Source organism: Stenotrophomonas sp. ESTM1D_MKCIP4_1 (genome assembly GCF_003086895.1).
Taxonomy (GTDB): Bacteria; Pseudomonadota; Gammaproteobacteria; order Xanthomonadales; family Xanthomonadaceae; genus Stenotrophomonas.
Genome location: NZ_CP026004.1, coordinates 3,727,340 through 3,752,876 on the forward strand (window position 1 = coordinate 3,727,340; position 25,537 = coordinate 3,752,876).

Annotated in this window: 22 protein-coding genes; 5 read left to right on the forward strand and 17 right to left on the reverse strand. The window is 67.5% G+C overall.

Going from position 1 to position 25,537, the window contains the following annotated elements; translation table 11 throughout:
- The first annotated feature begins 117 nt into the window (after positions 1-117).
- Positions 118-2,454: a family 20 glycosylhydrolase gene (locus C1924_RS16945; protein WP_108766347.1), complete on the forward strand. Its 2,337-nt coding sequence runs from the start codon at positions 118-120 to the stop codon at positions 2,452-2,454.
- 139 nt (positions 2,455-2,593) lie between these two features.
- Here the strand turns inward: C1924_RS16945 and C1924_RS16950 are convergent, their stop codons facing one another.
- Together C1924_RS16950 and C1924_RS16955 are read right to left on the reverse strand one after the other, a co-directional pair.
- Entirely contained in the window at positions 2,594-2,986 is a 393-nt protein-coding gene (locus C1924_RS16950; protein WP_108766348.1) for a hypothetical protein, read from the reverse strand.
- Positions 2,983-4,167: an SAM-dependent methyltransferase gene (locus tag C1924_RS16955; RefSeq protein ID WP_108766349.1), complete on the reverse strand. Its 1,185-nt coding sequence runs from the start codon at positions 4,165-4,167 to the stop codon at positions 2,983-2,985. Before C1924_RS16955 ends, C1924_RS16950 begins: the two co-directional genes overlap by 4 nt.
- A gap of 58 nt (positions 4,168-4,225) precedes the next feature.
- Here C1924_RS16955 and C1924_RS16960 point away from each other — a divergent pair, with 58 nt between their 5' ends.
- Positions 4,226-4,963, forward strand: coding sequence for a pteridine reductase (locus C1924_RS16960; RefSeq protein ID WP_108766350.1), 738 nt, complete (start codon positions 4,226-4,228; stop codon positions 4,961-4,963).
- A 58-nt stretch (positions 4,964-5,021) separates the two neighbouring features.
- Here C1924_RS16960 and folK read toward each other — a convergent pair whose 3' ends face one another.
- Complete coding sequence (gene folK / locus C1924_RS16965) at positions 5,022-5,507, reverse strand: 2-amino-4-hydroxy-6-hydroxymethyldihydropteridine diphosphokinase (RefSeq protein WP_108766351.1); 486 nt, start codon at positions 5,505-5,507, stop codon at positions 5,022-5,024.
- Between the two features lie 94 nt (positions 5,508-5,601).
- Between folK and C1924_RS16970 the strand changes: the two genes are divergently transcribed.
- Entirely contained in the window at positions 5,602-6,351 is a 750-nt protein-coding gene (locus C1924_RS16970) for a 20S proteasome subunit A/B (RefSeq protein WP_108766352.1), read from the forward strand.
- A 112-nt stretch (positions 6,352-6,463) separates the two neighbouring features.
- Here C1924_RS16970 and C1924_RS16975 read toward each other — a convergent pair whose 3' ends face one another.
- The 4 genes from C1924_RS16975 to C1924_RS16990 all read right to left on the reverse strand — a co-directional run bounded on the left by C1924_RS16975 (position 6,464) and on the right by C1924_RS16990 (position 10,722).
- The gene (locus C1924_RS16975; protein WP_108766353.1) at positions 6,464-7,975 is read right to left on the reverse strand and encodes an ATP-binding protein; all 1,512 of its coding nucleotides are present in this window, start codon (positions 7,973-7,975) and stop codon (positions 6,464-6,466) included.
- Between the two features lie 4 nt (positions 7,976-7,979).
- Positions 7,980-8,420, reverse strand: coding sequence for a response regulator (locus C1924_RS16980; RefSeq protein ID WP_108766354.1), 441 nt, complete (start codon positions 8,418-8,420; stop codon positions 7,980-7,982).
- Positions 8,417-10,231: an ATP-binding protein gene (locus tag C1924_RS16985; RefSeq protein WP_108766355.1), complete on the reverse strand. Its 1,815-nt coding sequence runs from the start codon at positions 10,229-10,231 to the stop codon at positions 8,417-8,419. The genes C1924_RS16980 and C1924_RS16985 overlap by 4 nt, the downstream gene beginning before the upstream one ends.
- 116 nt (positions 10,232-10,347) lie before the next feature.
- The gene (locus C1924_RS16990) at positions 10,348-10,722 is read right to left on the reverse strand and encodes a BON domain-containing protein (protein ID WP_108766356.1); all 375 of its coding nucleotides are present in this window, start codon (positions 10,720-10,722) and stop codon (positions 10,348-10,350) included.
- A 171-nt stretch (positions 10,723-10,893) separates the two neighbouring features.
- Here C1924_RS16990 and C1924_RS16995 point away from each other — a divergent pair, with 171 nt between their 5' ends.
- Entirely contained in the window at positions 10,894-11,937 is a 1,044-nt protein-coding gene (locus tag C1924_RS16995) for an oxidoreductase (protein ID WP_108766357.1), read from the forward strand.
- Between the two features lie 416 nt (positions 11,938-12,353).
- On the opposite strand, the gene gnd is transcribed toward C1924_RS16995, so the two are convergent.
- The 7 genes from gnd to C1924_RS17030 form a co-directional block, all read right to left on the reverse strand.
- Entirely contained in the window at positions 12,354-13,259 is a 906-nt protein-coding gene (gnd, locus tag C1924_RS17000; RefSeq protein ID WP_108766358.1) for a phosphogluconate dehydrogenase (NAD(+)-dependent, decarboxylating), read from the reverse strand.
- Between the two features lie 10 nt (positions 13,260-13,269).
- Positions 13,270-14,523, reverse strand: coding sequence for a hypothetical protein (locus C1924_RS17005; protein ID WP_254051166.1), 1,254 nt, complete (start codon positions 14,521-14,523; stop codon positions 13,270-13,272).
- Positions 14,524-14,525: 2 nt separating this feature from the next.
- Positions 14,526-15,191 carry a DUF2242 domain-containing protein gene (locus tag C1924_RS17010; protein ID WP_108766360.1) on the reverse strand — a complete coding sequence of 222 codons (666 nt, stop codon included), beginning with the start codon at positions 15,189-15,191 and terminating at the stop codon, positions 14,526-14,528.
- Between the two features lie 180 nt (positions 15,192-15,371).
- Positions 15,372-17,549 (reverse strand): carboxy terminal-processing peptidase, encoded by a 2,178-nt coding sequence (locus C1924_RS17015; RefSeq protein ID WP_108766361.1) that lies wholly within the window; start codon positions 17,547-17,549, stop codon positions 15,372-15,374.
- A 244-nt stretch (positions 17,550-17,793) separates the two neighbouring features.
- Entirely contained in the window at positions 17,794-18,804 is a 1,011-nt protein-coding gene (gene lipA, locus C1924_RS17020) for a lipoyl synthase (RefSeq protein WP_108766362.1), read from the reverse strand.
- A gap of 18 nt (positions 18,805-18,822) precedes the next feature.
- The gene (lipB, locus tag C1924_RS17025; RefSeq protein WP_108766363.1) at positions 18,823-19,533 is read right to left on the reverse strand and encodes a lipoyl(octanoyl) transferase LipB; all 711 of its coding nucleotides are present in this window, start codon (positions 19,531-19,533) and stop codon (positions 18,823-18,825) included.
- Complete coding sequence (locus C1924_RS17030; RefSeq protein WP_108766364.1) at positions 19,521-19,799, reverse strand: YbeD family protein; 279 nt, start codon at positions 19,797-19,799, stop codon at positions 19,521-19,523. The genes lipB and C1924_RS17030 overlap by 13 nt, the downstream gene beginning before the upstream one ends.
- Before the next feature lie 259 nt (positions 19,800-20,058).
- Here C1924_RS17030 and C1924_RS17035 point away from each other — a divergent pair, with 259 nt between their 5' ends.
- Positions 20,059-21,120, forward strand: a complete 1,062-nt coding sequence (locus tag C1924_RS17035; protein ID WP_108767108.1) for a lipid A deacylase LpxR family protein — start codon at positions 20,059-20,061, stop codon at positions 21,118-21,120.
- Positions 21,121-21,483: 363 nt separating this feature from the next.
- On the opposite strand, the gene C1924_RS17040 is transcribed toward C1924_RS17035, so the two are convergent.
- The 3 genes from C1924_RS17040 to mltB all read right to left on the reverse strand — a co-directional run bounded on the left by C1924_RS17040 (position 21,484) and on the right by mltB (position 25,231).
- Entirely contained in the window at positions 21,484-22,701 is a 1,218-nt protein-coding gene (locus C1924_RS17040; RefSeq protein WP_108766365.1) for a D-alanyl-D-alanine carboxypeptidase family protein, read from the reverse strand.
- A 98-nt stretch (positions 22,702-22,799) separates the two neighbouring features.
- Complete coding sequence (locus C1924_RS17045) at positions 22,800-24,086, reverse strand: septal ring lytic transglycosylase RlpA family protein (protein ID WP_108766366.1); 1,287 nt, start codon at positions 24,084-24,086, stop codon at positions 22,800-22,802.
- Positions 24,083-25,231: a lytic murein transglycosylase B gene (mltB, locus tag C1924_RS17050; protein ID WP_108766367.1), complete on the reverse strand. Its 1,149-nt coding sequence runs from the start codon at positions 25,229-25,231 to the stop codon at positions 24,083-24,085. Before mltB ends, C1924_RS17045 begins: the two co-directional genes overlap by 4 nt.
- Between the last annotated feature and the right edge of the window lie 306 nt (positions 25,232-25,537).

Genomic DNA, 25,537 nt, shown 5'->3' on the forward strand with positions numbered 1-25,537 from the left:
CCAGCTGCACATCGCGACGGGCCCGGATTTCCGGGCCCGTCGTACGATGGGACACCGGAATCGCCGCCTGCGCGGCGGCCACGCGCGGCACAGCGAGCCGCCCACCACAGGAGTGAGATGATGCGACCCTTCCCCCTTGCCGGCATGCTGCTGGGCCTGGCGATGCTTCCCGCCGCTGTCCATGCCGCCGATGCGCCGGCACTGGATACCGGCCCCGGCCCGCAGCTGCGCGCCGGCAGCCTGATGCTCATCCCCGCCCCGGCCAACGTGCAGCGCAGCCAGGGCAAGGGCATCACCCTGGCTGCAGGCACATCCCTACGCGCCGACAGCGAAGCCGAGCAGCGCGTAGCGGGCCAGTTCGCCGATCTGCTGGCCCGCAGCGGCGGCCCGCACCTGCGCCTGGCCACCGGCAAGGCCGATGCCAAGGCCGGTGGCATCCGCTTCCAGATCATCCCCACCTTCCGCGACAGTGGCGAAGGCTACACGCTGGAAAGCACCGCGCAGGGCGTGCTGGTGCAGGCCGGCAATGAAACCGGCCTGTTCTACGGCGCCACTACCCTGGCCCAGCTCGCGACCGGTGGCAGCCAGGGCCAACTGCCCGCCGTGCAGATCCAGGATGCACCGCGCTTTGTCTGGCGCGGCTTCATGCTCGACTCGGCGCGCCACTTCCAGAGCCTGGATGAAATCAAGCGCGTGCTCGATGCGATGGCCGCGCACAAGCTCAACACCTTCCATTGGCACCTGACCGATGACCAGGGCTGGCGCATGGAGATCAAGCGCTACCCGAAGCTGACCGACGTGGGCAGCTGCCGCCTGCCGGCCGGAGACGGCGGCATCGATCCGGTGACGAAGCAGGAATACCCGTACTGCGGCTTCTACACGCAGGACCAGATCCGTGAAGTGATCGCCTATGCGGCGAAGCTGCACATCCAGGTGATTCCGGAAATCGACGTGCCCGGCCATGCCACCGCCGCCATCGCCGCCTACCCGGAACTGGGCTCGATCAGCACCCCGCTGAAGCCGATCAGCGAATGGGGCGTGTTCCCGAATCTGTTCAATGTGGAAGACAGCACCGTCACTTTCCTGGAAAACGTGCTGGAGGAAGTGATCCAGCTGTTCCCGGCGAAGTACGTGCACGTGGGTGGCGACGAGGCGGTCAAGGACCAGTGGATTGCCTCCAGGCAGGTGCAGAAGCGCATGCGCGAGCTGGGCATCAAGGATGAGATGGCGATGCAGAGCCACATCATCAAGCGCCTGGAAACCTTCCTGGAAGAACACGACCGCCGCCTGATCGGCTGGGACGAGATCCTCGAAGGCGGCCTGCCACCGCAGGCCACGGTGATGTCCTGGCGCGGCACCGAAGGCGGCCTGGCCGCCGCCAGCAGCGGCCATGACGTGGTGATGTCGCCGGTCAGCCACCTGTACCTGGATTACCTGCAGACCGGCTCGCCCAACGAACCGCCGGGCCGCCCGGCCCAGGTCAACCTGGCCAAGCTGTACAACTTCGAGCCGGTGCCGGCCGAACTGGCCGCCGACAAGCGCGGGCACATCCTCGGCCTGCAGGCGAACATGTTCACCGAGCACACGCGCAGCTACGCACGCCTGCAGCACAACCTGTTCCCGCGCCTGGCCGCGGTGGCTGAAACCGGCTGGAGCGCAACCGAGCAGCGCGACTTCCGCGATTTCCTCGCCCGTCTGCCCGCGCAGCTGCAGCGTTACCGCGCGTGGGGACTGGCCTATGCGCAGACCCCGTTTGAAGTCGGCGTGGGTTACAGCGATGACCGTGCCGCCAACACCGTGACAGTCTCGCTGGCCAACCCGCTGGGCTATGAAGTGCGCTACAGCACCAACGGCACGCCGGTGACGGCCGCCTCGCCGCTGTACCAGCAGCCGCTGACCCAGCCGCTGCCGGCCACCGTACAGGCCGCTGCGTTCTTCCAGGGCCAGCCGCTGGCCGCTGCGCCGACCGTGGCTGCGTTCACCGCGCAATCGCTGCTCAGCCGCCACAGCCAGGAACTGCGCAGCTGCGTGGGTGAAAAGGGCCTGGTGCTGCGCCTGGAAGACGACGGCCCGCGCGAAGGCGCGCGTACCGTGTTCACCGTGGACATCTTCCAGCCCTGCTGGCGCTGGCCGGCTGCACAGCTGGATGGCATCAGCACAGTGGAGGTACGCGCCGGGCGCATTCCGTACTACTTCCAGCTGGCGCACGATGAGCCCGCGCGGAAGTTCGAGAAAGCGAAGAGCCGCACTGGCGAAATGCTGATCCGTCGTGGCGACTGCACCGGCAAGGTCGTCGCGCAGGTGCCGCTGCCGGCCGCACCCGACGCCGACGGCTTCGTCACCCTGCGCGCGGCGCTGCCGAAGGGGGTGTCGGGCACGGACGATCTGTGCATCAACTTCACCGGCGATACGCGCCCGGCGATGTGGGTGCTGGATGAGGTGACGCTGCGGTAGAGCCGAGCCCACGCTCGGCTGCCGTTGCCCCATCCACGCATGGCGTGGATCTACGGGTCATGCCATCCACGCATGGCGTGGATCTACGGGGTCGGATCCCTTTCCACAGGAAAGGGCTCTGACCCCGGGACCGGCACCCTCAGCCCCGCCAGCGCAGCAGCAGGTCGCGCAGCGGGGTCAGTGCGGTCGCCAGCCCCGACAACACGCCTACCGTATTGGCCAGTGCATCCATCGGATCCGCACTGCGGGTGCTGGTCAGTGCGCCCTGCGCGAATTCGATGCCCACGCCCATCAGCACCAGCCCCGCCCCCGCCCACAGCAGCGGCGTGCCACGGCGGAACAACTGCACTGCACTGCCGGACAGGATGAAGTACGCCAGGAAGTGCTCGACCTTGTCGCTGTTTTCCGGCAGCTGCAACGGCGGCGGCGGGATCAGGCAGACCACGATCACCACCAGCACCGCCAGCCCCCACAGCCCGGCCCACAACACCGGGCGACGCAGCGGCTTGAGGGCCGCCAACGCCGCGCTCACAGGCGCCAGCTCAAGTCACCCAGCTCGAACGCCGGTTCAAAATCCACCTCGCGCTGCAGGCCGATCACCTGGAAGCGCTCACCCATCTCGGTCGGCAGGGTCAGCTTCTTGACCTGGTCGCGCAGCTGGATGCGGCCCACTTCATCGGTGCGCTCTTCGGCCAGCACCAGCACCTGGTCCAGTCCGTTGCCCAGCAGGAAACTGGACTGGCTGCAGTAGCCGGCCAGCTCGAATCCACCGTGCAGGCCGGCCTCGGCCATGGCGGTGAAATCCACCGATGCGGTGATGTCCTGCAGGCCCGGCCAGCGGTACACCTCGTTGTGCACGTGGTGGCGGTAGAACGCGCGCACGGTGCCGTCATCGCGGTCCTGCTGGTAGAACTCGCCACGGTTGTAGCCGTAGTCGACAAACAGCATTGCCCCCCGCTGCAGGCCACCGGCCACCGCCTGCAGCCAGTACGGCAGCTGCGGCAGCACTTCGGAGCGATAGCCATCGGCGAAGGGCTTTTCCAGATAGCGTTCAAGATGGCGCACCGCGCCGTTGAGCAGGATGTCGGCCGGCTGCGCGCCGCGCATGAAGTTGCCATCCCCATCCAGTTCGACGGTTTCCTCGTAAACCTCGCCCTCCTTGATGAGGAAGCGTGGGGTCGGCAGCGCGTCGATCACCTCGTTGGCGAACACCACGCCGTCCCATTCGTCATCGAACGGGCGGTCGACCCATTCCACGCGGCTGGCCAGTTCGGCCGGCAGGTTCTGCTGCAAGCGCTGCTGCTGGCGCTGGCGCAGATCGGCACTGGGTTCAAGAATGGCGTAGCGGGCCGGCAGTGCGTCCAGTTCAGCCAGGCGCAGCAGCACGGCCTCGGCAAAAGCGCCCGTACCGCCGCCCAGTTCCAGCATGCGCGCGTGTGCATCGAGCTGGCCGAACACCGGCGCCAGCGCGTTGGCCACGCTGCCTGCGAAGAGGCTGCCCAGCTCGGGCGCCGTGGTGAAATCACCGCTGCCGCCGAACTTGCTGGCCCCGGCGCTGTAGTAGCCCCAACCGGGGGCGTACAGGCACAGTTCCATGAAGCGCGAGAACGGGATCGCCCCGCCCTGCGCAAGGATTTCAGCACGCAGGGCGGCCGCCAGCTGGTCGCTGTGGGCCAGGGCGTCGGCGTCGGGCAGGGGGAACGTGGGCTGCATGGTGTCTTCAAATGCGGTGACAATGGTGCACAGGATAGCCGAGCCTTGGAGGACCCTCATGCGTGACACCGCCCCCGTGGCCCTGATCACCGGCAGCGCCCGCCGTATCGGCGCAGCCATCGCCCGCCAGTTCCATGCCTGTGGCTGGTCGGTGGTGCTGCACGCCCATACGTCCAGCGCCGAACTGCAGCAGGCCGCGTTCGACCTGGAGAATATCCGCCCGGGCAGCGTGCTGGCCCTGCAGGCCGATCTGCGCGACGGCGCGGCCCTGCCCGATCTGGTGGAACAGGCCGTGGCCCACTTCGGCCGCCTGGACGCGCTGGTCAACAACGCCTCCAACTTCTTTCCCACCCCGCTGGGCCAGATCACCGCCGAGGCGATGGATGAGCTGTACGCGGTGAACGCCCGCGCGCCCCTGCTGCTGTCACAGGCCGCTGCGCCCCACCTGCGCCGCCAGCAGGGCTGCATCGTCAACCTGACCGACCTGCACGGCACCGACCCGATGCGCGACCACATCGCCTACACCATGGCCAAGGCGGCGCTGGAAATGGCCACCCGTTCGCTGGCGCTGGAACTGGCACCGAAGGTGCGGGTGAATGCCGTGGCACCGGGCGCGATCCTGTGGCCGGAACAGGGCAAGGATGACTTCGCCCGCGAGGCGCTGCTGGCCCGGACGCCGCTGGCGCGCATCGGTACCGTCGAAGAGATTGCCGAAGCCGTGTACTGGCTGGTGGCCGAGGCCAGCTTCGTCACCGGCCATACCCTGCGCGTTGATGGTGGGCGTACGGTCAGTTGACCTGTTGCCGGCCAGCGGCCGGCGCTACCGGTATCGCCGGCCGCTGGCCGGCAAACCCTCATTCCAGGTCAACAACCTCGAACGCTTCGCCATGCTGGCGATGCGCACGCCACAGCGTGGCCAGATCCTGGCCGGTCACCGGATCGATGAACTCCGGGGCGATGTCCGCCAGCGGCTTCAGCACGAAGGCGTGCTTCAGTTCCGGGCGCGGGATGCGCAGATGGCCGGGACCTTCCACCACCAGGTCGCCGTAGAACACCACGTCGATATCCAGCGTACGGTCGGAGAAGCGCGGTCCGCTGCGGTCGCGGCCATGGGCGTCTTCCAGTGCGTGCAGCCAGTCATCCAGCTCCTGCAGCGGCAGGTCCGTTTCGATCGCGACGCCGTTGTTGAGGAAGGCCGGGCCATCGAAGCCCACCGCAGCGGTGCGGTAGGCCGGTGACACCCGCAGCGCGCCGAAGCGCTCGCGCAGGGCCGTCACCGCGGCGTGGAGGTAGCGGCGGGGCTGGACGTTGCTGCCCAGGCTCAGGAGCACGGTGGTCATGCGGTTCCGGTGGCGGCGTTCTGGGGGGTGCGTGGGCATGCCGTCATCACGGCGGCCTGCCTACACTCCGGGACGCACATGATAGGACACCCACATGACCTATTGCGTTGGAATCGAGGTGGACGAAGGCCTGGTCTTCGCCGCCGACACCCGGACCAATGCCGCGCTGGACGATGTCCGCGTGCACCGCAAGCTGCACGTGTTCGAGTATCCCGGCGAGGCGACCTTCGTGCTGATGGCCGCTGGCAACCTGGCCACCACCCAGTTGCTGGTATCGCGCCTGCAGCGGGATGCCACTGAAGCACGCACGCCCAATCTCCGGCAGATGCGACACCTCTTCGAGGCCGCCGCCTACGTGGGCGGGCTGCTGGTGGACAGCCAAGTGAAGTGCCAGCACACCGAACACGGCCACGATGGGGTCAATACCCAGGCCACGCTGATCTTCGGCGGGCAGATCGCGGGAGAGCAACCGGGGCTGTACATGATCTACCCGCTGGGCAACGCCATCGCCGCCTCGCCGGAGACGCCGTATCTGCAGATCGGTGAATCGAAGTATGGCAAGCCCATTCTCGACCGCATCCTGGGCCCGGCCACGCGCCTGGAAGATGCCGCGCGCACGGCGCTGCTGTCACTGGACTCGACCCTGCGTTCCAACCTGTCGGTAGGCCTGCCGATCGACATGGTGATGCTGCGCAAGGGCGAACTGCGGGTGGCCCAGCAACTGCGCTTCACCGCTGATTCGCCGCTGTATGCTGAAATCCACAACAACTGGTCGCGGCGGCTGGAACAAGCGGTAGCGAGCCTGCCGCGGTTCCCGTGGGAAGCGCCCGGCACCGACGCGTGAAGCCAGCCAGCCGGCTCGACCGATAGATGAAACCGACGGGTAGTGCCGGCCGCTGGCCGGCAACCGCAACCATCCTGCCGCGCGGGCAGCCGGCCAGCGGCCGGCGCTACCGTTATTCCAGCGCTTCGGCCACCGCGCGGAACACCTGCTGCATCTGCAGCGGCTTGCGCAGCACGTGCACATCGATGCCCGGCGGGAAGGCGCGGGTATCCAGTTCCACCGCCGCCTCTTCCAGCACCAGCGCCGGTCCGGCATAGCCCAGCGTGGCCATTTCGCCCAGCAGCTGGCTGGCCGGCAGCAGCTTGGAGCCGGCATCGGCAATGACCAGCGCCGGCATCGCTTCCTGCTGCATCCAGCGCAGCGCGGCCGGGCCATCCGAGGCAAGCTGCAGCTGGTAGCCCTGGCTGGACAGCGCGTTGCCCAGCAGCGACAGGCGGGTGGCCTCGCCATCGACCACCAGGATGGACTGGCCACTGCCCAGCGCCACCAGCTGCTCGACCGGTTCACCGCCCACGGCCAGTTCGTGCATGGGCAGCCGCAGCTCGAAGCGCGTGCCCTGCCCCAGCTGGCTGCTGACATGGATGCTGCCGCCGGCCCCTTCCACGATGCGCTTGCAGGACATCAGGCCCAGGCCGGTACCGTCGGCCTTGGTGGTGAAGAAGGGATTGAACAGGTGCGACAGCGTATCGCCATCCATGCCGATACCATCGTCGACCACCACGATGCGCAGCCAATCCACGCCTTCGCGCTCACCGGCATGGCCAGCGGTCAGGCTCAGACGGCCGCCGTGCGGCATCGCCTGGATCGCATTGAGCGTCAGGTTCAGCAGCACCTGCTGCAGTTCGGTGTAGTTGGCGTCGACCGCCAGCCCCTCGTCCCGCACGTCCAGTTCCAGGGTCACCGTCTCGGGCACGTTGCTGCGCAACAGCAGCGCCACGGCCTGGAACAGATCATCGATGAAGACCCGCTCGCTGGGATTGCGCGAACCGCGCACGAAGGACAGCATCGACTCGGCCATCTCGTGGCCACGACGGCCGCATTCGGCGATGACATCGGCCAGGTGGTGCAGCTGCGGGTCGTCGGTACGCGCCTTGAGCAGGTCCGGCATGATCAGCAGTGGCTGCAGGATGTTGCGCAGGTCATGGCTGAGGCCGGCGGCGAGCAGCGAAAGGCTTTCCAAACGCTGGGCGCGCATCAGCTCGGTTTCCACGCGCAGTCGTTCCACCGCGCTGCGTGCATCGCGCACGGCACGCGCCACCGCCGAGGGCAGGCGCGCCGGATGGTGCTTGATGATGTAATCGTTGGCGCCCTTCTGCAGCGCCTCCACTGCGTTTTCTTCACCCATCGTGCCGGAGACGAAGATGAAGGGAACATCCGGCGCGGTCTCGCGCACGATGCGCAGGGCTTCGTCTCCGGAAAAACCGGGCATGCTGAGGTCGGAAAGCACGATGTCCGGCGCGAAGCTGGCCAGCGCCTGGCGCAGCTCGCGCTCGCTTTCCACGCGCTCGAACCGCGCATCCAGGCCCGCGTCGAGCATCTGTTCGGACATCAGCTCGGCATCTTCCGCTGAATCTTCCACCAGCAGGATGCGCAGTGCCCCAAGGGTCGGACCGGTCAAAGGCATGGCCTTACTCGAGTTCCGGTGCCTGGTTGATCAACGCCCAGAACTTGCCCAGGGTCTGCACCGCGCCAAAGAACTGGTCCACGTCCACCGGCTTCACCACGTACGCGTTCACGCCCATGTCCCAGCTGCGCGCCAGGTCGCTTTCCTCGCGCGAGGACGACAGGATGACCACCGGCAGGCGCTTGAGTTCGTCGTGTTCGCGGATCTGCCGCAGCACTTCCAGTCCGTCCATGCGCGGCATCTTGATGTCCAGCAGCAGCACCGCCGGCAGGCCCTCCTCGCGGCCGGACCACGCACCGCGGCGCAGCAGGTAGTCCATTACTTCCACGCCGTCCTCGACGTGCACGATGGGATTGGCCAGGCGGGCTTCCTGCAGTGCGTCGATGGCCATTTCAGCGTCGGCCGGGCTGTCTTCGGCCAGGAGAATGGTACGCAGCGTCGTCATGCGGAGGGCCCTTGGTTGACTGCATCCAGCGAGGGAGGCAGGTAGAAGTGGAAGGTGGCGCCGACGTCGGGCGTGGCTTCGGCCCAGATGCGGCCGCCGTGGCGGGTCAGCACGCGGCGTACGCTGGCCAGGCCGATGCCGGTGCCGGCGTAGTCACTGGCCTTGTGCAGGCGCTGGAACACACCGAACAGCTTGCCGGCGTAGGCCATGTCGAAGCCGGCGCCATTGTCGCTGACGGTGAACTGATGACCGCCGTCGGCCTGCTGCTGGTAATCCACGCGGATCCGCGCCGGGGTGCGGTTGCCCGAATACTTCACCGCGTTGCCAAGCAGGTTCAGCCACACCTGGCGCATCATGTTCTCGTCGGCCACCACGATCGGCAGGGGCGCGATGGTCCACTCCACGTGGTGCGCCACGCCGCTGCTTTCGGCATCGGTCTTCACGTTGGCGTCGAGCATCGCGCGCGTATCGGCCACCAGCGTCTGCATGTCCACCGCCTGCTGGCGCATCGCCGCGCGCCCCAGCCGCGAATAGACCAGCAGGTCGTCGATCAGCGCGGCCATGCGCCGTGCCGAACCGGAGATGACATCCAGATAGTGGTGGCTCTTCTCGTCGGCGCGCTCACCCAGGTGCCGCGAGAGTTTGTCCGAGAAGCCGGCCACATGCCGCAGCGGTGCACGCAGATCATGCGATACCGAATAGCTGAAGGCTTCCAGCTCGCGGTTCACCTCCGAGACCTGGGCCACCTTGCCTTCCAGCTGGCGGTTCAGTTCTTCCACGCGCCACTGCACGGCGCGCTGCACGGTCACGTCGCTGATCGTCATCAGCACCACTTCATCATCGGTGTCGGGCAGCGGCATGCGCCGCGCGTTGATGAGCAGGTAGCGCACGCTGCCATCGGTACGCTGCTCATGCTCGAAATCCCACAGCTCGCGCCCGCGCAGCAGCACATCGGACAGGCGCTGGCGCACCACCGGATCCTGCCACGCGCCCTCGCCGACATCGGCCAGCAGCGTGCCGTCGGCGCGTTCGTCCTGCAGTCCGTACAGGTCGGCGAAGGCCGTATTGTGCAGCTGCACGCGCAGGTCGCGGTCGAGCAGCACGATGGGTTCGCGCACGGTCTGCAGCACTGAAGCGGCGCGCGCGGCCGACCGAAGCGACTGGTGTTCGGCCTGCAGGCGGCGGCCGATCTGCCGCTGCAGCAGCCACAGCACCAGGCCCAGCAGGCTCAGCTGCACCACCAGCGAACTCCAGGACACCAGCTCGGTCTGCCGGCGCTGCCGCGCCGCCTGCTCGGCACGGGCAGCCAGCAGCTTGCGTTCGCTGGCCTGCAGCTCTTCAACCAGGCCACGGATCGGGTAGCGCGTACTCATGTCCTGGACCAGTTCGCGCTGATCGCTGTTGGGCTCCGACCGTGCAAGCTCGCGGGCCAGGGCCATCCGCCCTTCCAGCATCGATTCGATGCGGCCGATGCGGATCAGCTGGTCGGGATTGTCGCGGGTCATCCGGGCCAGTTCGGTCAACCGCCCGGGTATGGCGTCCGCCTTGGCCATGCGTTCGCGCAGACCCGGCGCGTCCAGTCCCTTGGACAGGGTCAGCGCCGCCGATTCGACATCACGTACATCGGTCTGCAGCTGCTGCAGGGCCACACCCACGGCCTGGGTGTGGGCGACCCAGGACATCGCCTGTTCGCTTTCCTGCTGGAGGTGGCGCAGCGTGAGCCAGGGGACGACGATGATCGCCACAGCCGCCAATGACAGGGCAGGCAGCCGCCAACGGTCCCGGATGTCATCACTGAACGCCAGCGCCATGATCCATCGTCAACGAAGCGATGTCGCCAATATAGCGCAGCCGGTCAGTGCAATAGAACACGACAAGGGGCGCCCCCTGCGGGACGCCCCTGTCCACTTCAAAGCAACCGCGGCGATCAGCGCTTGGCGGCGGCGTTGACCTTCAGCGCGGCCGAATCGACGCGGGTGACGCCCTTGATGCCCTTGGCGGTGGTCACGGCCTTGTCCTTCTCTGCCTGGGTCGCCACGGTGCCACTGAGGCTGACCACGCCGTTGACCGTTTCCACCTTCACCTCGGTGCCGGGTACGTTGCTGCTGGCCAGCAGATCAGCCTTGACCTTGGTGGTGATCCAGCTGTCGGTCACCGGCTCGTTGGAGTCGTGGCGGTCGGCGTGGGTCATGGCGGCGTGGTCGGTGGTCTTCGGCGGATCCTTTGCCATCACGGCCGACGAAGACAGGGCCAGGCCCAGGGTCAGCGACGAAGCGATCAGGGTACGGGTCAGGGTGCTCATCGTGCGGTGCTCCTTCTGGATGTGCTGCCAGTCTGGACAGGTCGTTGTGTTGCAGGCGTCGGGCTTTGGTCACGCTGCCGTGAACCCTTCAGCGGGAAGTGCAACGGTTCAGTTTTGCCTCGCCCGCAGCCACGTTCTACGCTCTGTCTCCCCCACCCTGCGGAGCCGTCCATGCGCCCCGACCTGCAACTGGCCCTGATCGGCTACGGCCTGGCCGGCCGTGTCTTCCACGCCCCGCTCATCCAGCACACGCCTGGGCTGGCCCTGCACAGCATCGTCAGTTCGCAGCGCGACACGCTGCTGCGCAGCTTCAGCGATGTGCACGTGCGCGCCACTGCGCAGGAGGTGTTCGATGACCCGGCGGTCGACGCGGTGGTGATCGCCACGCCGAACGAGCAGCATGCACCGCTGGCCATGGCCGCGCTGGCCGCCGGCAAGCATGTGCTGGTGGACAAGCCCTTCGCGCTGGACGTCGCCGAAGCAGATGCGGTGCTGGCCGCCGCGCAGCGCGCCGGACGCATCGCCACAGTGTTCCAGAATCGGCGCTTCGATGCGGATTTCCTCACCCTGCAGGCGTTGCTGGCCGCAGGCACGCTGGGTGAAGTGGCCGAATGCCATGCCCATTTCGACCGCTACCGGCCGCACGTGCGCGATCGCTGGCGCGAACAGGCCGGGCCCGGCAGCGGCCTGTGGTACGACCTCGGCCCGCACCTGCTGGACCAGATGCTGGTGCTGTTCGGCTGGCCGCAGGCGATCGATGCCGATCTGGCCGTACAGCGCGACGGCGGCAGCGGCATCGACTATTTCCACGCGGTACTGCATTACCCGCGGCATCGCGCCATCGTGCATGCCGGTTCACTGGTGGCGGCGCCGACGCCGCACTTCGCGGTGCATGGACGCGAGGGCAGCTGGATCAAGCATGGGCTGGATGTGCAGGAGGCACAGCTTCGCCGTGGCGTAGCGCCGGGTGCGCCCGGCTGGGGCATCGACCCGCGGCATGGCGAGCTGCTGCGCTGCGATGCAGAGGACAACGTGCAGCGCACTACCGTGGACAACCTGCAGGGGGACTACCGGCGGCTGTACGCGCAGTTCGCGGCGGCACTGCAGGGCGAAGGCGAACCCACGGTGAGTGCGCTGCAGGCGCGGCAGCTGATGCAGTTGCTGGAGGCCGGATTGCAGAGTGCGCGCGAGGGACGGCGGGTGGTGCTGGGCTGACCGGCAGGGCTGCGTCCTGCACCTGCTCAATGCAACGGCAACGGCAACGGCAACGTCAAAAGCCTGCATTCCGTGGGATGGCGGGGCGGGTCCGGTTGAGGGGAACGCCGTAAACCCATCCATGGGGGCTTGGTCGCGGCATCCATGCCGCTCACACCCCCTCAACCGGACCCACCCCGCCTTCGACAGTTTCCGCGGGCTGTTGAAACCTGCTGCTGATGGTGGGTTCTGTTGGTGGGTGCCGACCGTTGGTCGGCACGGGCTCGGATCGGGTAGGTGTCGACCTTGGTCGACACAGTAGATCCACGCCATGCGTGGATGACGTGGAAATGGTTTGTAGAGTCGAGCCATGCTCGACTGCCGTGCCGGGGTCAGAGCCCTTTCCTGCGGAAAGGGATCCGACCCCGCTGCAGGGCTTACGACTTCTTGATGGCGTGGCCGCCGAACTCGTTGCGCATCGCCGACAACAGGCGATCGGTGAACGAATTGGATTCGCGCGAGCGCAGGCGTTCCAGCAACGACAGGGTGATGACCGGTGCCGGCACGTCCAGCGCGATGGCTTCGGCGACGGTCCAGCGGCCTTCGCCGGAATCTTCCACGTAGGGAGCGATGCCATCCAGCGAGGGATTGCGCTTGAGCGCTTCGGTGCTCAGATCCAGCAGCCACGAACGCACCACGCTGCCGTGGCGCCAGACCTCGGCCACCTGAGCCAGGTCCAGTTCCATCTCCTGCTTGCGTTCCATCAGCGCGAAACCTTCGGCATAGGCCTGCATCATTCCGTACTCGATGCCGTTGTGGACCATCTTCGTGAAGTGGCCGGCACCGGAAGGGCCCACGCGGCCCCAGCCACGGTCTTCGGCCGGCGCCAGCGTGCGCAGCAACGGCGCGATCTGTTCGACCACCGACGCTTCACCGCCCACCATCAGGCTGTAGCCCTCCTGCAGGCCCCACACGCCACCGCTGGTGCCGCAGTCCACATACCCCAGATCGTCCTGGGCGAGTGCCTTGGCACGGCGGATCGAGTCCTGGTAGTTGGAGTTGCCGCCGTCGATGACGATGTCGCCCTCGGCCAGGTGCGGGGTCAGATGGCCCAGGGTCTGGTCGACCGTTTCACCGGCCGGCACCATCAGCCACACCACGCGCGGCACCGGCAGTGCGGCAACCGCTGCCGCCAGCGAATCGACGACCTCCAGGCCCGCCTCGGCAGCGCGCTGGCGCGCGGCTTCGCCAGGGTCGTAGCCGACCACGCGGTGGCCGCCGCGATGCAGGCGTTGGGCCATGTTGGCGCCCATGCGGCCGAGGCCGATCATTGCAATGTCCATTGTTTCACCTTCAGTTGGGGTCTAGGGTCAGGCTGCCTGGCCGGCCGGTCGCCGCGCAGTGGCGCAGCTGCGCCTCGCGCCAACGCCGATAGAGCGTGGTATGCAGATTGTGCAACGCCAGGTCGATGGAAAACGACGTGCGTGGGTTGCGGTCGAGCAGGCGGATGATGTGATAGCCGATAGGACGTATACCGCGTGGGTGCACATAGATCACGAACTGCTGGTAGAACGGATCGTCCAGCAGCTGGTCCATGCGCGCCAGCGTGGCCCGGTAACGCGGTTGCAGCTGCGCGCGCAGCGCCGGGTCGCGTTCGTACAGCAGGCGCTCGAAATAGCGGCGGCCAAGGCGTGGGATGCCCTGCGCCAGCGTCCACAGCTCGGCGTTGCGCTGGTCGTACCAGGCCAGCCCGCCGTGCGTGGCCAGCGCCTGCGCTGCCTCCGCCCCCACGTCGACGACGATGAAGTTCTCCGCCTGGTTGCTCAGGTCATCCAGCGTGGCATTGTCGCCCACGTGCTCGATGAAACCCGGCACGCCGAGGAAGGCGCTGCGCCCCATCGCGGCGGTGCGCACGGCCTTGCCATCGGCGAAGAACGCACCGGCCTTTGCGCCCAGCAGGATGCTGTCGGTATCGTGCAGGCCCAGAAAGGTGCCGATGGACAGTTCGCCGGCGGAAAACCCTTCATCAAAGGCCGCGTCACCGTACAGCTCGCGCTGGGTGGCCAGCTGCGCGACCTGGCGGCCCACGCCACATTCGGCGCGCACGTTGCCATGGTAGAAGGCATCCAGTGCGCGGCTGTTGCCGTGCTGCGGCGTGTAACCGCGACCGAAGGAACGCGTGTTCTGCCAGCCCTGCGCGGCTGCGCCGCGTGCGCCGAAACCAATCCAGCCCAGCTGCAGGCCACTGAAGCGGAAGCCGGAGTTGTCCTGCAGGGCCTGCGCTGCACGCTGCGCTGCGGCGCCCAGCACGAAGGTGTAGGCGCAGAGCGTGGCCGGGTCATCCAGCAGGCGCTGCAGCACGGCCTGCCGCGCATCCTCGGCCATCTCCGCTGGCCAGCGCACCCGCAGGTCACCTGCCTGCTGCGCAGCCTGCAGCGATGCGCGCGTGCACACCGGTCCGCCCTCGATCTGCGGTGCGTCGACGGCAGCCGTCTCGAAGCGCCAGCCCAGCCGCTGCAGCAGGCCCTGTTCGCAGCGGCTGCTCGCGGCGCTGCCCAGCAGGGGCCAGCTCAGCAGCAGGGCCAGCCCCAACGCCCTGCCCTTCACGGTCAGCCCTGATCGTCGGTCGGTTGCGGGGGCGTCGGTTGCGGGGGGCGCTCGGGTACGGGCGGGGCCGGTACGGGTGCGGGTGCGGCCGCCGGCGCCGGTTCCTGCACGGCCGCCGGTTGCGGGGCCGCTGCCGGCTTGGCCACCGCAGGCAGGTACTGGTGCAGGCGGTCGAAGAAGCGGCGGTAGAAATCGGCATCGGTGATCGTGCTGCTGGCGACCTTCACCAGCGAATCGTCGTTGCTGCCGAACGGCAGCGACACCGAGCCCAGTGCCCCCACGCCCACGCTGGCCGAGGTCGGGCTCTTCTTCAGCGCATAGCGGTCCTGCACGGCGCTGACGAACACCAGCGCCTGCTCGCTGCCGCGCGGCGCGCAGGAAATGCGCAGCACCAGCTGCTCATGGTCATCCTCGCGCACCTGGAAATTCTTGTTGCCCTCCACCTGCCCATCATCGGCACGTGCAATGGCATAGCCCTGGCTGAGCAGGGTACGGCGGGCCGCTTCACAGGCCTCGGCCGGGCGGCCATCGACGGTGCGCGAGAAGGTGTCGCCCGAATCGAAGGACTCGCGCAGCAGACTGTTGTCGGCAGCACGGCCACCGCAACCGGCGAGGACGCACGTGCTGGCGAGGGCCAGCAGGGACAGCGAAAGACGGGAGGCCCGCATGGGTACTCCTGCGAGAACGGAAGCCCCGAGGGTAGCCCCGGTGCCGTGTGCGGCAGGTCGAAACGCCCGCCCCCGTTGCTCCCGGTTCATCGACGTCCGCCGGGCATGGCCCGGCGCTACCGGAAAAACGAACGGGGCCGGCATTGCCGACCCCGTGGGGTACTTCACGTCAGCGGCGGATCAGTCAGCCCAGCGCCCGGCGCCGGTGGACTGCGGTAGCACCTGCGCCGACAGCGGGCGGTCGGTTTCCAGCAGGTTCACCGCATCGGACAGGATCGAGGCGGATTCACGCAGCAGCGGATCCGGACGCTTTTCGGCGGCCTTCTCGCGGGCGGCATCCTTGACGATGTCGCGCTCGTTGCCGGTCAGGCCGTCATCGCTGCTGTCATCGGCCAGCGGATCCAGGGCCAGGCCCAGTTCCTTGCGGATGACCTGGCGGTCCTTGCGCTGCTTGTCCTGGCGCTCACGCTCGGCCAAGCGGATCGCCTCGTTGAGCGAGACGTACTTCTTGGCGGCTTCGGTGCGGAACTGCTGCACGTCCTCGTTCCACCACTGGAATTCCTTGTCGGTGGCGATGCGGGCTTCGTGGCGCGATTCCAGTTTCGGCAGCAGCGGCGCGAAGTTGCCGTACTGGGTGTGCGGCACGGCGGCGATGCGGGTCCACGGCAGCGCGTTGTCGTAGGTGCTTTCACCGAATTCGGTGGCATCGACGCTGGCTGGGAAGGCCAGGTCCGGCACCACACCCTTGTGCTGGGTGCTGCTGCCACTGATGCGGAAGAACTGGGCGATGGTCAGCTTCACCTGGCCAAAGCGCTGGGTTTCGCCACTGGGCCAACGGTCCAGGTCGACGATGTTCTGCACAGTGCCCTTGCCGAAGGTGGTTTCACCGATGACCAGGCCACGGCCGTAATCCTGGATCGCACCGGCGAAGATTTCCGACGCCGAGGCCGAACCGCGGTTGATCAGCACCGCCAGCGGGCCGTCCCAGGCAACGCCCTGGTTGCGGTCGCTGTTGACGGTGACGCGGCCACCGGATTCGCGCACCTGCACCACCGGGCCCTGTTCGATGAACAGGCCGGTCAGCTCAATGGCTTCATCCAGCGAACCACCGCCGTTGTTGCGCAGGTCCAGCACCACGCCGTCCAGCTTGTCGTTCTTGAAGCCGGCCAGCAGCTTGGCCACGTCGCGGGTGGCCGAGGCGTAGTCGGCGGCATTGCGGCGACGGCCCTCGAAATCCTGGTAGAAGGTCGGCAGCTTGATCACGCCCACCTTGCGCTCGGGCTGGCCATCCTTGCCCGGGATGGTCATCGTCTCGCCCTTGGCGGCCTGTTCGGCCAGGCGCACCTTCTGCCGGGTCAGCAGCAGGGTGTGGTGCTTGCCGTCCACGCCGTCCTCGGCGGAGATGAACTCCAGCCGCACCTGGGTGTCCTTGGCGCCGCGGATCTTGGCCACGACGTCATCAATGCGCCAGCCGATCACATCTTCCAGCGGCCCGGACTTGCCCTGGCCGACGCCGACGATGCGGTCGCCCGGCTTCAGGGTGCCATCCACGGCGGCCGGGCCGCCGGCGATGATCTCGCGGATCACCACCATGTCGTCCTGGCGCTGCAGCTGCGCACCGATGCCTTCCAGCGACAGCGACATCGCCTGGTTGAAGTTCTCGGCGGTGCGCGGGGTGAAGTAATCGGTGTGCGGATCGACGGCGCTGGTGTAGGCGTTCATGAAGAACTGGAAGACGTCCTCGCCCTTCAGCTCGTTGACGGTCTTTTCCAGCGTGGCGTAACGCTTGTCCAGGGTCTTGCGGATATCGTCGGGCTTCTTGCCGGCCAGCTTCAGGCGCAGCCAGTCGTTCTTGACCGATTTGCGCCACAGCTCATCCAGCTCGGCATTGCTGGCCGCCCACGGCACGTCCTTGCGGTCGTACTCGAAGCGCTCATCGGTGGTGAAATCCGGTTCCTGCTTGAGCAGCTTGCGGGCATAGCCCACGCGCTCGCCCACGCGCTGCTTGTAGACAGCGAACACCTCGAACGCCGGCTCCAGCTCGCCGCCACGGATGGCGTTGGCGATGCCGGCCTGGAACGGCGCGAAACGGGTCACATCGGCCTGGGTGAAGTATTGCTTGCCCCCGTCGAGGGTTTCCAGGTAACGCTTGAACACGTCTTTGGAGGTGGCCTCGTCCAGCGCGCGCGGCCGGTAGGCGTAGCGGCTGTCGGACAGCAGGCCGTAGACCAGCTTGGAGGTGGTCACCTGGTCGGCGGTGGCAGCGGCCGGCAATGCCGGCGAGTCGGCCTTGGCCGCCAGCGCCAGCGGCGCGACCAGCGCCAGGGCCATCAGGAATGCGGGGGCTTTGAATTTCATGAACGTGCTCGAAGGCGCCTTGCCAAGGGGGAGACTGCAGGGTGTTCAGACACCCCGACAGTGCCGAAAGTTGCCGTGTTTGTCATCCGGCCGCGTTCGGTGGAAAACCAGCCTAGCGGGGCCGGTGTAGCAAATTGTGAATGCAGGCGAAGGCGTGCGGACGAACGGTCCGCACCCACCAAGGCAGGGGTCCGCACCCACCAAGGCGGAGCGAAGGCGTGCGGACCAACGGTCCGCACCTACCTCAGGAAACCCCTGCGCCCTTGGCCTGGACATCGGCGTGGTACGACGAGCGCACCATCGGGCCGGAGGCCACGTGGCTGAAGCCCAGCTCGTAGCCGTAGTCTTCCAGCGCCTTGTAGTCCTCGGGCGTCCAGTACTTCAGCACCGGATGGTGGTGCGCGGTCGGCTGCAGGTACTGGCCGATGGTGATCATGTCCACGTCGTGCGCACGCAGGTCGCGCATGGTGGCCTTGATCTGCTCGAACTCTTCGCCCAGGCCCAGCATGATGCCGCTCTTGGTCGGCACCGACGGGTGCTGCGCCTTGAAGTTCTTCAGCAGGTTCAGCGACCACTGGTAATCGGCACCCGGGCGCACGTTGCGGTACAGGTCCGGTACGGTTTCGATGTTGTGGTTGAACACGTCCGGCGGGTTCTGCGCCAGGATCTCCAGCGCGCGCTCCATGCGGCCCTTGCCACGGAAATCCGGGGTCAGCACCTCGATGCGGGTGCCCGGCGACTTCTCGCGGATGGCGGTGATGCAGTCGACGAAGTGCTGGGCACCGCCGTCGCGCAGGTCATCGCGGTCGACGCTGGTCACCACCACGTACTTCAGGCCCATGTCGGCCACGGTCTGGCCCAGGCTGGCCGGCTCGTTGGCATCGGGCGGCTTGGGGCGGCCATGGGCGACGTCGCAGAACGAGCAGCGGCGGGTGCACACTTCGCCCAGGATCATGAAGGTGGCGGTGCCGTGGCCGAAGCATTCGTGGATGTTCGGGCAGCTGGCTTCCTCGCACACGGTCACCAGGCGGTTCTCGCGCAGCTTGGCCTTGAGGTTCTGCACGGCATTGCCCGAAGGAATGCGCACGCGGATCCAGGACGGCTTGCGCAGCACCGGCGCGTCGGCGAACTGCACCGGCGAACGGTTGATCTTGTCCCCGCCCATCTGCTTGACGCCCACCTGCAGCGGCGCGGCGGACGGAAGCTCGGCCTGCACGATCTGCAGGGGAATGGTGCGGGCGGTGGTCTCAGTCATGGCAGTTCCGGGGGGCGGTCAGGCGGCCGCAGAAAGATCGGGCAGTTCGGGCGAGGGCTGCAGCAGCAGGCCGAACTGGCGGGCCAGGTGGTCCAGCAGCACCGGCTTGACGGCGTCCATCCCGGACGGGCCGCCCAAGTCTACCACCGAGGTCACCTGCAACCCCTGGTAACCACAGGGGTTGATGCGGTGGAAGGGTTCCAGGTCCATGGACACATTGAAGGCCAGGCCGTGGAAGGTGCAGCCACGACGCACGCGGATGCCGAGGGCGGCGATCTTGGCGTCGCCCACATACACGCCGGGCGCGCCATCACGCCGCTCGGCGCCGATGTTCCATTCGCCGAGGGTGTCGATGAGGGCCTGTTCGATGCGACAGACATAGTCACGCACGCCGATGCCCAGCCGCGGCAGGCGCAGCAGCGGGTAGACCACGATCTGGCCGGGGCCGTGGTAGGTCACCTGGCCACCGCGGTCCACGTGCAGCACCGGAATGTCACCCGGCGCCAGCACGTGCTCGTCCTTGCCCGCCTGGCCCAGGGTGAACACAGGATCGTGCTCGACCACCCACAGCTCATCGGCGTCGTCGTCGGTGCGCTGGTCGGTGAAGCGCTGCATGGCGCGCCAGACCGGTTCATAGGCCTGGCGGCCGAGATCGCGCACCACCGCAGGACGGGCCGGACGCTGCCCGGGGGCAGGTTCGGCCGCGCAGCTGCTGGCTACACCGTCCACTTCACTTCCGGGTGGTCGCGCAGGGCCTGGTGGGCCACGTCGTACTGCTCACGGTTCTCCGCCCGGAACACCAGGCGCACCGAGACGTACTTGCCGTTGGACGAATGCTTCCAGCTGATGCGTTCGTTCACCACGTCGACGCCAGCGGAGATCAGCAGGCGGGGGAGGTCGTGCTCCAGGCCACGGTTGGCCGGGCCCATCGCGCTGAGCTCGAACTGACCGGGGAACTGGAAGCCGTGTTCGGGGTTGTCGGACTTGATTTCCATGCCCCCATTATCGGGCCGCAGGGCAACAAACCCAAGAGTATTCATCAACGTCAAACGCCACATCCGCAGCCCGCTGCGTTGCAGGCCGTGCCTGGTTCAGCCAGCGCCCCGACCGGCGCCGTGTTTTCGCATCGGGACAAGTGCGTTTTACAGAACAGACAAGTGAAGGCGCGCGCCTCGTTCCATCACAGCGGTGGGAGTACTGTGTTGTTGCATAAATCGACCTTCACACGCCAACTACCCGATGATCATCCCATCCATGCGTACTGCCGCCGCTGTTGGACTGTCCGGCCTTCTGGCCGCCGCCGCCCTCCCCCTCACCGCCCAGGCGGCTGAACAATGTGGTCCCGATGCGATGCGCGAACACCCGCCGCAGGTCAATTTCCGGGTCGACAATGACCTGTTCGGCGCCAAGGACCAGGACCAGGGCTACACCAACGGCGCCCAGCTGACCCTGGTCTCGCCCAATCTGGTGGACTACACCGATGACCCCTGCCTGCCGCGCCTGGCGCGCTGGGTGAACCGCCACCTCGAGCGCCTGCACCCGGGTGAGTTCGAGCAGCAGAACATGATCTTCAGCCTCGGCCAGGGCATCTACACGCCCACCGATTTCACCCGCAAGGACCTGATCGAGGACGACCGGCCCTATGCCGGCGTGCTGGTGGCCAGCTTCGGCTACAACGCCCGCCGCGGTGATCGCCTGCAGACCACCCTGCTGACCCTGGGTGTGGTGGGCCCGTGGGCGCAGGGCAAGCAGGTGCAGAACGCCGTGCACGACCTGCTGGGCGACGAGAAATTCCAGGGCTGGGACAACCAGCTGCACAACGAGCCGGTGGTGATGTACACCCACGAGCGCATGCGCCGTTGGCCGGCCGACGCCAGCGTGAATGCCGCTGGCTGGGGCTGGGATGCGATCAGCCATTACGGCGGCGCGATCGGCAACCTGGAAACCAAGGCGAATTTCGGCGGTGAAGTGCGCTTCGGCTGGAAGCTGCCGGATGATTTCGGCAGCACCCCGCTGCGCCCGGCGGGCGAAAACACCGCCCCCACCCGCGGCGGCAAGCCCGGTGGCTGGTCGTGGCACCTGTTTGCCACCACCGATGCGGCCTGGGTGATCCGCGACATCACGTTGGACGGCAACACCTTCCGCGACAGCCACAGCGTGGACAAGCGCCACGTGGTGGCCTACGGCGGCTACGGCGTGGCCGTGATGCGCGGCCGCTGGAAGTTCGCGATGGCCCGTTACCACAGCACCCGCGAATTCAACGGCCAGCGCGAAGCCCCCGTGTTCGGCAGCTTCACCATCAGCCGCTCGCTGTAGGTAGGTGCCGACCGTTGGTCGGCACACCGGGGCTGAAGCGGGTAGCTGCTGACCGTTGGTCGGCACACCGTTTGAACCGCTCGCTGTAGGTAGGTGCCGACCGTTGGTCGGCACACCGGGGCTGAAGCGGGTAGCTGCTGACCGTTGGTCGGCACACCGGTTGAACCGCTCTGTAGAGTCGAGCCATGCTCGACTGATGGCAACGGCAGTCGAGCATGGCTCGACTCTACAAAAAGCTGCCGGCCGCTGGCCGGCTGCAGGCATATCCGGATGGGTTCATGAGAAGCCGGCCAGCGGCCGGCACTACCAATAAAAAAGGCCGGCATTCGCCGGCCTTTTTCATTCACCACGCCGGGGCGTGGATCATTCCGATTCCCACCACATCCAGAAGCTGTCCCACAGGCGCTTGAAGAAGCCGGCCTGTTCTACGGCAGCCACGGCCACCAGAGGGGCTTCGGCCACCACCTTGCCATCCAGGGTCACCTTGACGGTGCCGATCTGCTGGCCCGCGGTGAACGGCGCTTCCAGGGTCTTGGGCACATCGATGCTCGGCTTCAGGTCGTTGTAGCGACCACGCGGCACGCTCACCAGCATCGGCTGGGCCACGCCCAGCTGCACCTTGTCGGTGGCACCCTTCCACACCTTGTGCTCGGCCACGGCCTTGCCCGGCTCGTACAGGCGATGGGTCTCGAAGAAGCGGAAGCCCCAGTTCAGCAGGGCCAGGCTGTCATCGGCGCGCTGCTTTTCCGACGAACCACCCAGCACCACCGCGATCAGGCGCTGGTCACCCCGCTGGGCCGAGCTCATCAGGCAGTAGCCCGCTTCGGAGGTGTGGCCGGTCTTGATGCCGTCCACGCTGCCATCGCGCCACAGCAGCAGGTTGCGGTTGGGCTGCTTGATGTTGCCCACCTGGAATTCCTTCACCTTGTTGTAGGCGTAGGTTTCCGGGTAATCACGCACCATCGCGCGGCCCAGCAGCGCCAGGTCGTAGGCGGTGCTGTGGTGGCCTTCGGCGCTCAGGCCGTGGGCGTTGACGAAGTGCGAATCCTTCATGCCGATCTTGGCGGCGTAGCTGTTCATCAGCGAAGCAAAGGCTTCCTCGCTGCCGGCCACGTGTTCGGCCAGGGCGATCGCGGCGTCGTTGCCGGACTGGATCGCCATGCCCTTTTCCATGTCTTCCAGGCGCGCGGTCTGGTTGACCGGGAAGCCGCTGTAGCTGCCGTCGGTGCCAGCGCCACCTTCGCGCCAGGCGCGTTCGCTCATCATCACCTGGTCGTCGGCGCGGACCTTGCCGTTCTTGACCTCGGCGGCGACCACATAGGACGTCATCACCTTGGTGATGCTGGCCGGGGCCAGCTGTTCATGGACGTTCTCGCCCGCCAGCACCTGGCCGGTGGCGTAATCCATCAGGATCCAGGCCTTGGACACGCTGGGCACCGGGGCCGGCGGAGTGGCCACGACCGCCGGAGCGGCAGCAGCAGCGGGCGCCGGGGTGGCCGGGGTCGGCAGCGGCGTCTGGGCGGAAGCCAGGCCAACCACCAGGGTGGCGGCCAGGGCGGTGGCGGCGGAACGGAAATTCATTGGACTGCAGGCTCCAGGGGACGGCCAGAATGGAGGGTTGTAAGACGGGCCATTGTACGGCCGGTGTGGCAGGGGCCGGCAGCACCGACCCGGGTGGATCAATCCTTGACGATCTGCGGCGAGCCCAGGCCGAGGCCTGCGATGCGGCCGACCAGTTCGGCGGCACTGGCATGGTCGTTGGCCGGTACGCGCAGGCGGAACAGGGTGCGGCCACCGGCAGCGATGTCGCTGATGGTGGCGCCCACGATGCCGGCCGCGTTGAGCTGGCCCATCGCGCGGGTCGCGTTGTCGCGGCTGGAGAAACTGGCCACCTGCACCATCACCGCACCCACCACCTGCTGCGACAGCGTCGGCGACGGGGCGGCAACCACCGCTGCCGGCGCGCTGCGAACCGGGGCGGCGGTGGCACGCGGCGTGGCAGCAGCCACGGCAACCGGGGCGGGGGCGCTGCGCACGGCCGGTGCACTCGGCGGCAGGCTGCTGACGGCCACGTCAGGCAGGGCGCTGCTGGCCGCCTGGGTGGTGGCCGGCTGGCCACGGGCAGGTGCGCCGTCGGCCGGCAGGCGCTGCACGAGGCGGTCGATGTCGCTGGGCGCGGCGGCGCGCGGGGTGGCTGCCGGGCGTGCGGCGGCGACGGTCGTGGTTGCAGCAGCGGCTTCGGCCGCACGACGCTCGCGGCGCGACGGCTTCTGCGCCAGCAGGTTGCTTTCGCCCGGCTGCAGCGCGCGCACTTCCACGTTGCCGGTGCCGCGCTGGGTGATGCCCAGGCGCACGGCGGCGGCGTAGCTGAGGTCGACCACGCGGCCATCATGGAACGGGCCACGATCGTTGACGCGCACGATCACCGACTCGCCGTTGTCCAGGTTGGTCACGCGGGCAAAGCTGGGCAGCGGGAGCGTCTTGTGCGCGGCGGTGAACTGGTACATGTCGTAGACCTCGCGGTTGGAGGTCAGGCGTCCATGGAACTTGGCGCCGTAATACGAAGCGGTGCCGCGCTCGACGTAGTCATGGGTGTCGTCGAGCACCTTGTACGACTTGCCCAGCACCACATACGGCGACTTGTTGCCGATGACCGAGCGCTCGACCGCGGTCACTTCCGGCTCGGGAATGCAGGCCACGTTGGGCACGTAGCTGGGCGTGGTGTCCTTCACCCCCGGCTTGTACAGGCCGCCGGCGGTGTAGTTGCCGCGGGTGCTGAGGTCTTCGGTGGCGGCCGCGTACGGCGAACCGTCCGGGCAGTGCGCCGGGCGCCCCCCCTTGCCCTTGCCCTGCACCACCGTGCTGGGCACCTTGCCGCCATGGCCGGCACTGGGTTTCTGCGGTACGCTGCTGCAGGCGGCCAGCGCCAGCACAGCGAATGCGGGGACCAGCCATCTGATGTTCATGCCGGGGGCAGCTCCTGTCCGGCAATGGCCTGCGACAACTGGAACACGGCCATCGCGTACATCTTCGAGAGGTTGTAGCGGGTGATCGCGTAGTAGTTCTGGAAGCCCAGCCAGTACTGCTTGCCCGTGCTGCCTTCCAGGCTGATCGGGGTGGCGGTGACGCCCGGCGGGACCGGCGCGCTGGGCTGGTAGCCGCGCTGGGCCAGGTCGGCCAGGGTCCAGGTGGGCATCCACTCGGTCGGATTGAATTCTTCGCGTCCCGGCGCCAGCGTGGCCGGCACTGCCACCTGGCCGCCGCGTACCCAGCCGCCCTTCTTCACGAAGTAATTGGCGATGGACGAGAACACGTCGTCATAGCTGGTGAACAGATCGCGGCGACCATCGCCGTTGCCGTCCACGGCGTAATCGAGGTAGCTGGACGGCATGAACTGGCCCATGCCCATCGCGCCGGCATAGCTGCCCTTGAGCGTGGTGATGTCCAGCTTCTCTTGGCGGCCCAGCTCGAACAGCTTGGCCAGTTCATCGCGGAAGAACAGCTCGCGGCGCACTTCGCGTTCCAGCTTGGCCGGGTCGCCGCTGCGCGGGTAATAGAAGGCCAGCGTGTACAGCGCATCGAGCACGCGGTGGCTGCCGGCGTTCTTACCGTAACTGGTTTCCACGCCGATGATGGCCACGATCACTTCGGCCGGCACGCCCGTGCGCTGCTGCACGCGGTCCAGCTCGGCGCGATGTTCGGCGAGGAACGCGCGGCCGCCCTCGATGCGTGCCTTGCTGATGAACATCGGGCGGTATTCGTTCCACGGCTTCACCCGCTCGGCGGGTCGCGACATGGCAGCGATGATCGGTTGGCGCACCTGCGCCTGGTCGAGTACGCGGGCAATCTCGGCTGGCGCCAGCCCGTACCGCTTGGCGGTATCGGCGATGAAGTTGGCGCGTGCGGTCTCGAACGGCACCGGGGTCAGGTCAATCGGCGCCGCCGTGGCTGCGGTCGCTTCCGGCGCGGCTTCGGCCGGGCCGCCGTGGGGCTTGCCGGCCGGATGGCGCGGCGTGCTGCTGGCCTGGGGTGAAGTCGGCGGGGACGTCGGCTGGGTCGCGCAGGCGACCAGACCGAGGGTGAGCAAGCAGGCCAGGGAGCGTCGAATCATCGTCGCAGGTTAGCAGGTCATGGATGAATTAAAACCCCTAACACCATGAATCACAACGATTTGCCCGCGTTCAGCGGGAAATGTGAAGACGTCGTGATCGACCCGCCCCATTCAGGCAGAGGTGGCCGGTTGCGCCCCCATCCCCGCAGGCGCAACCGGCGACCGGATCCTGTCGATACCTGCGCGGCTGTCGCTCCCCAGTGACAGTGCCCCGCGCTCCCTGTATCCGTTGGACCAGTACTGCTTTCCCGTCCGACGCCCCTCGCGCTGCATCTACAGACGGCGCGCCATGCCGAACGGGCCGCC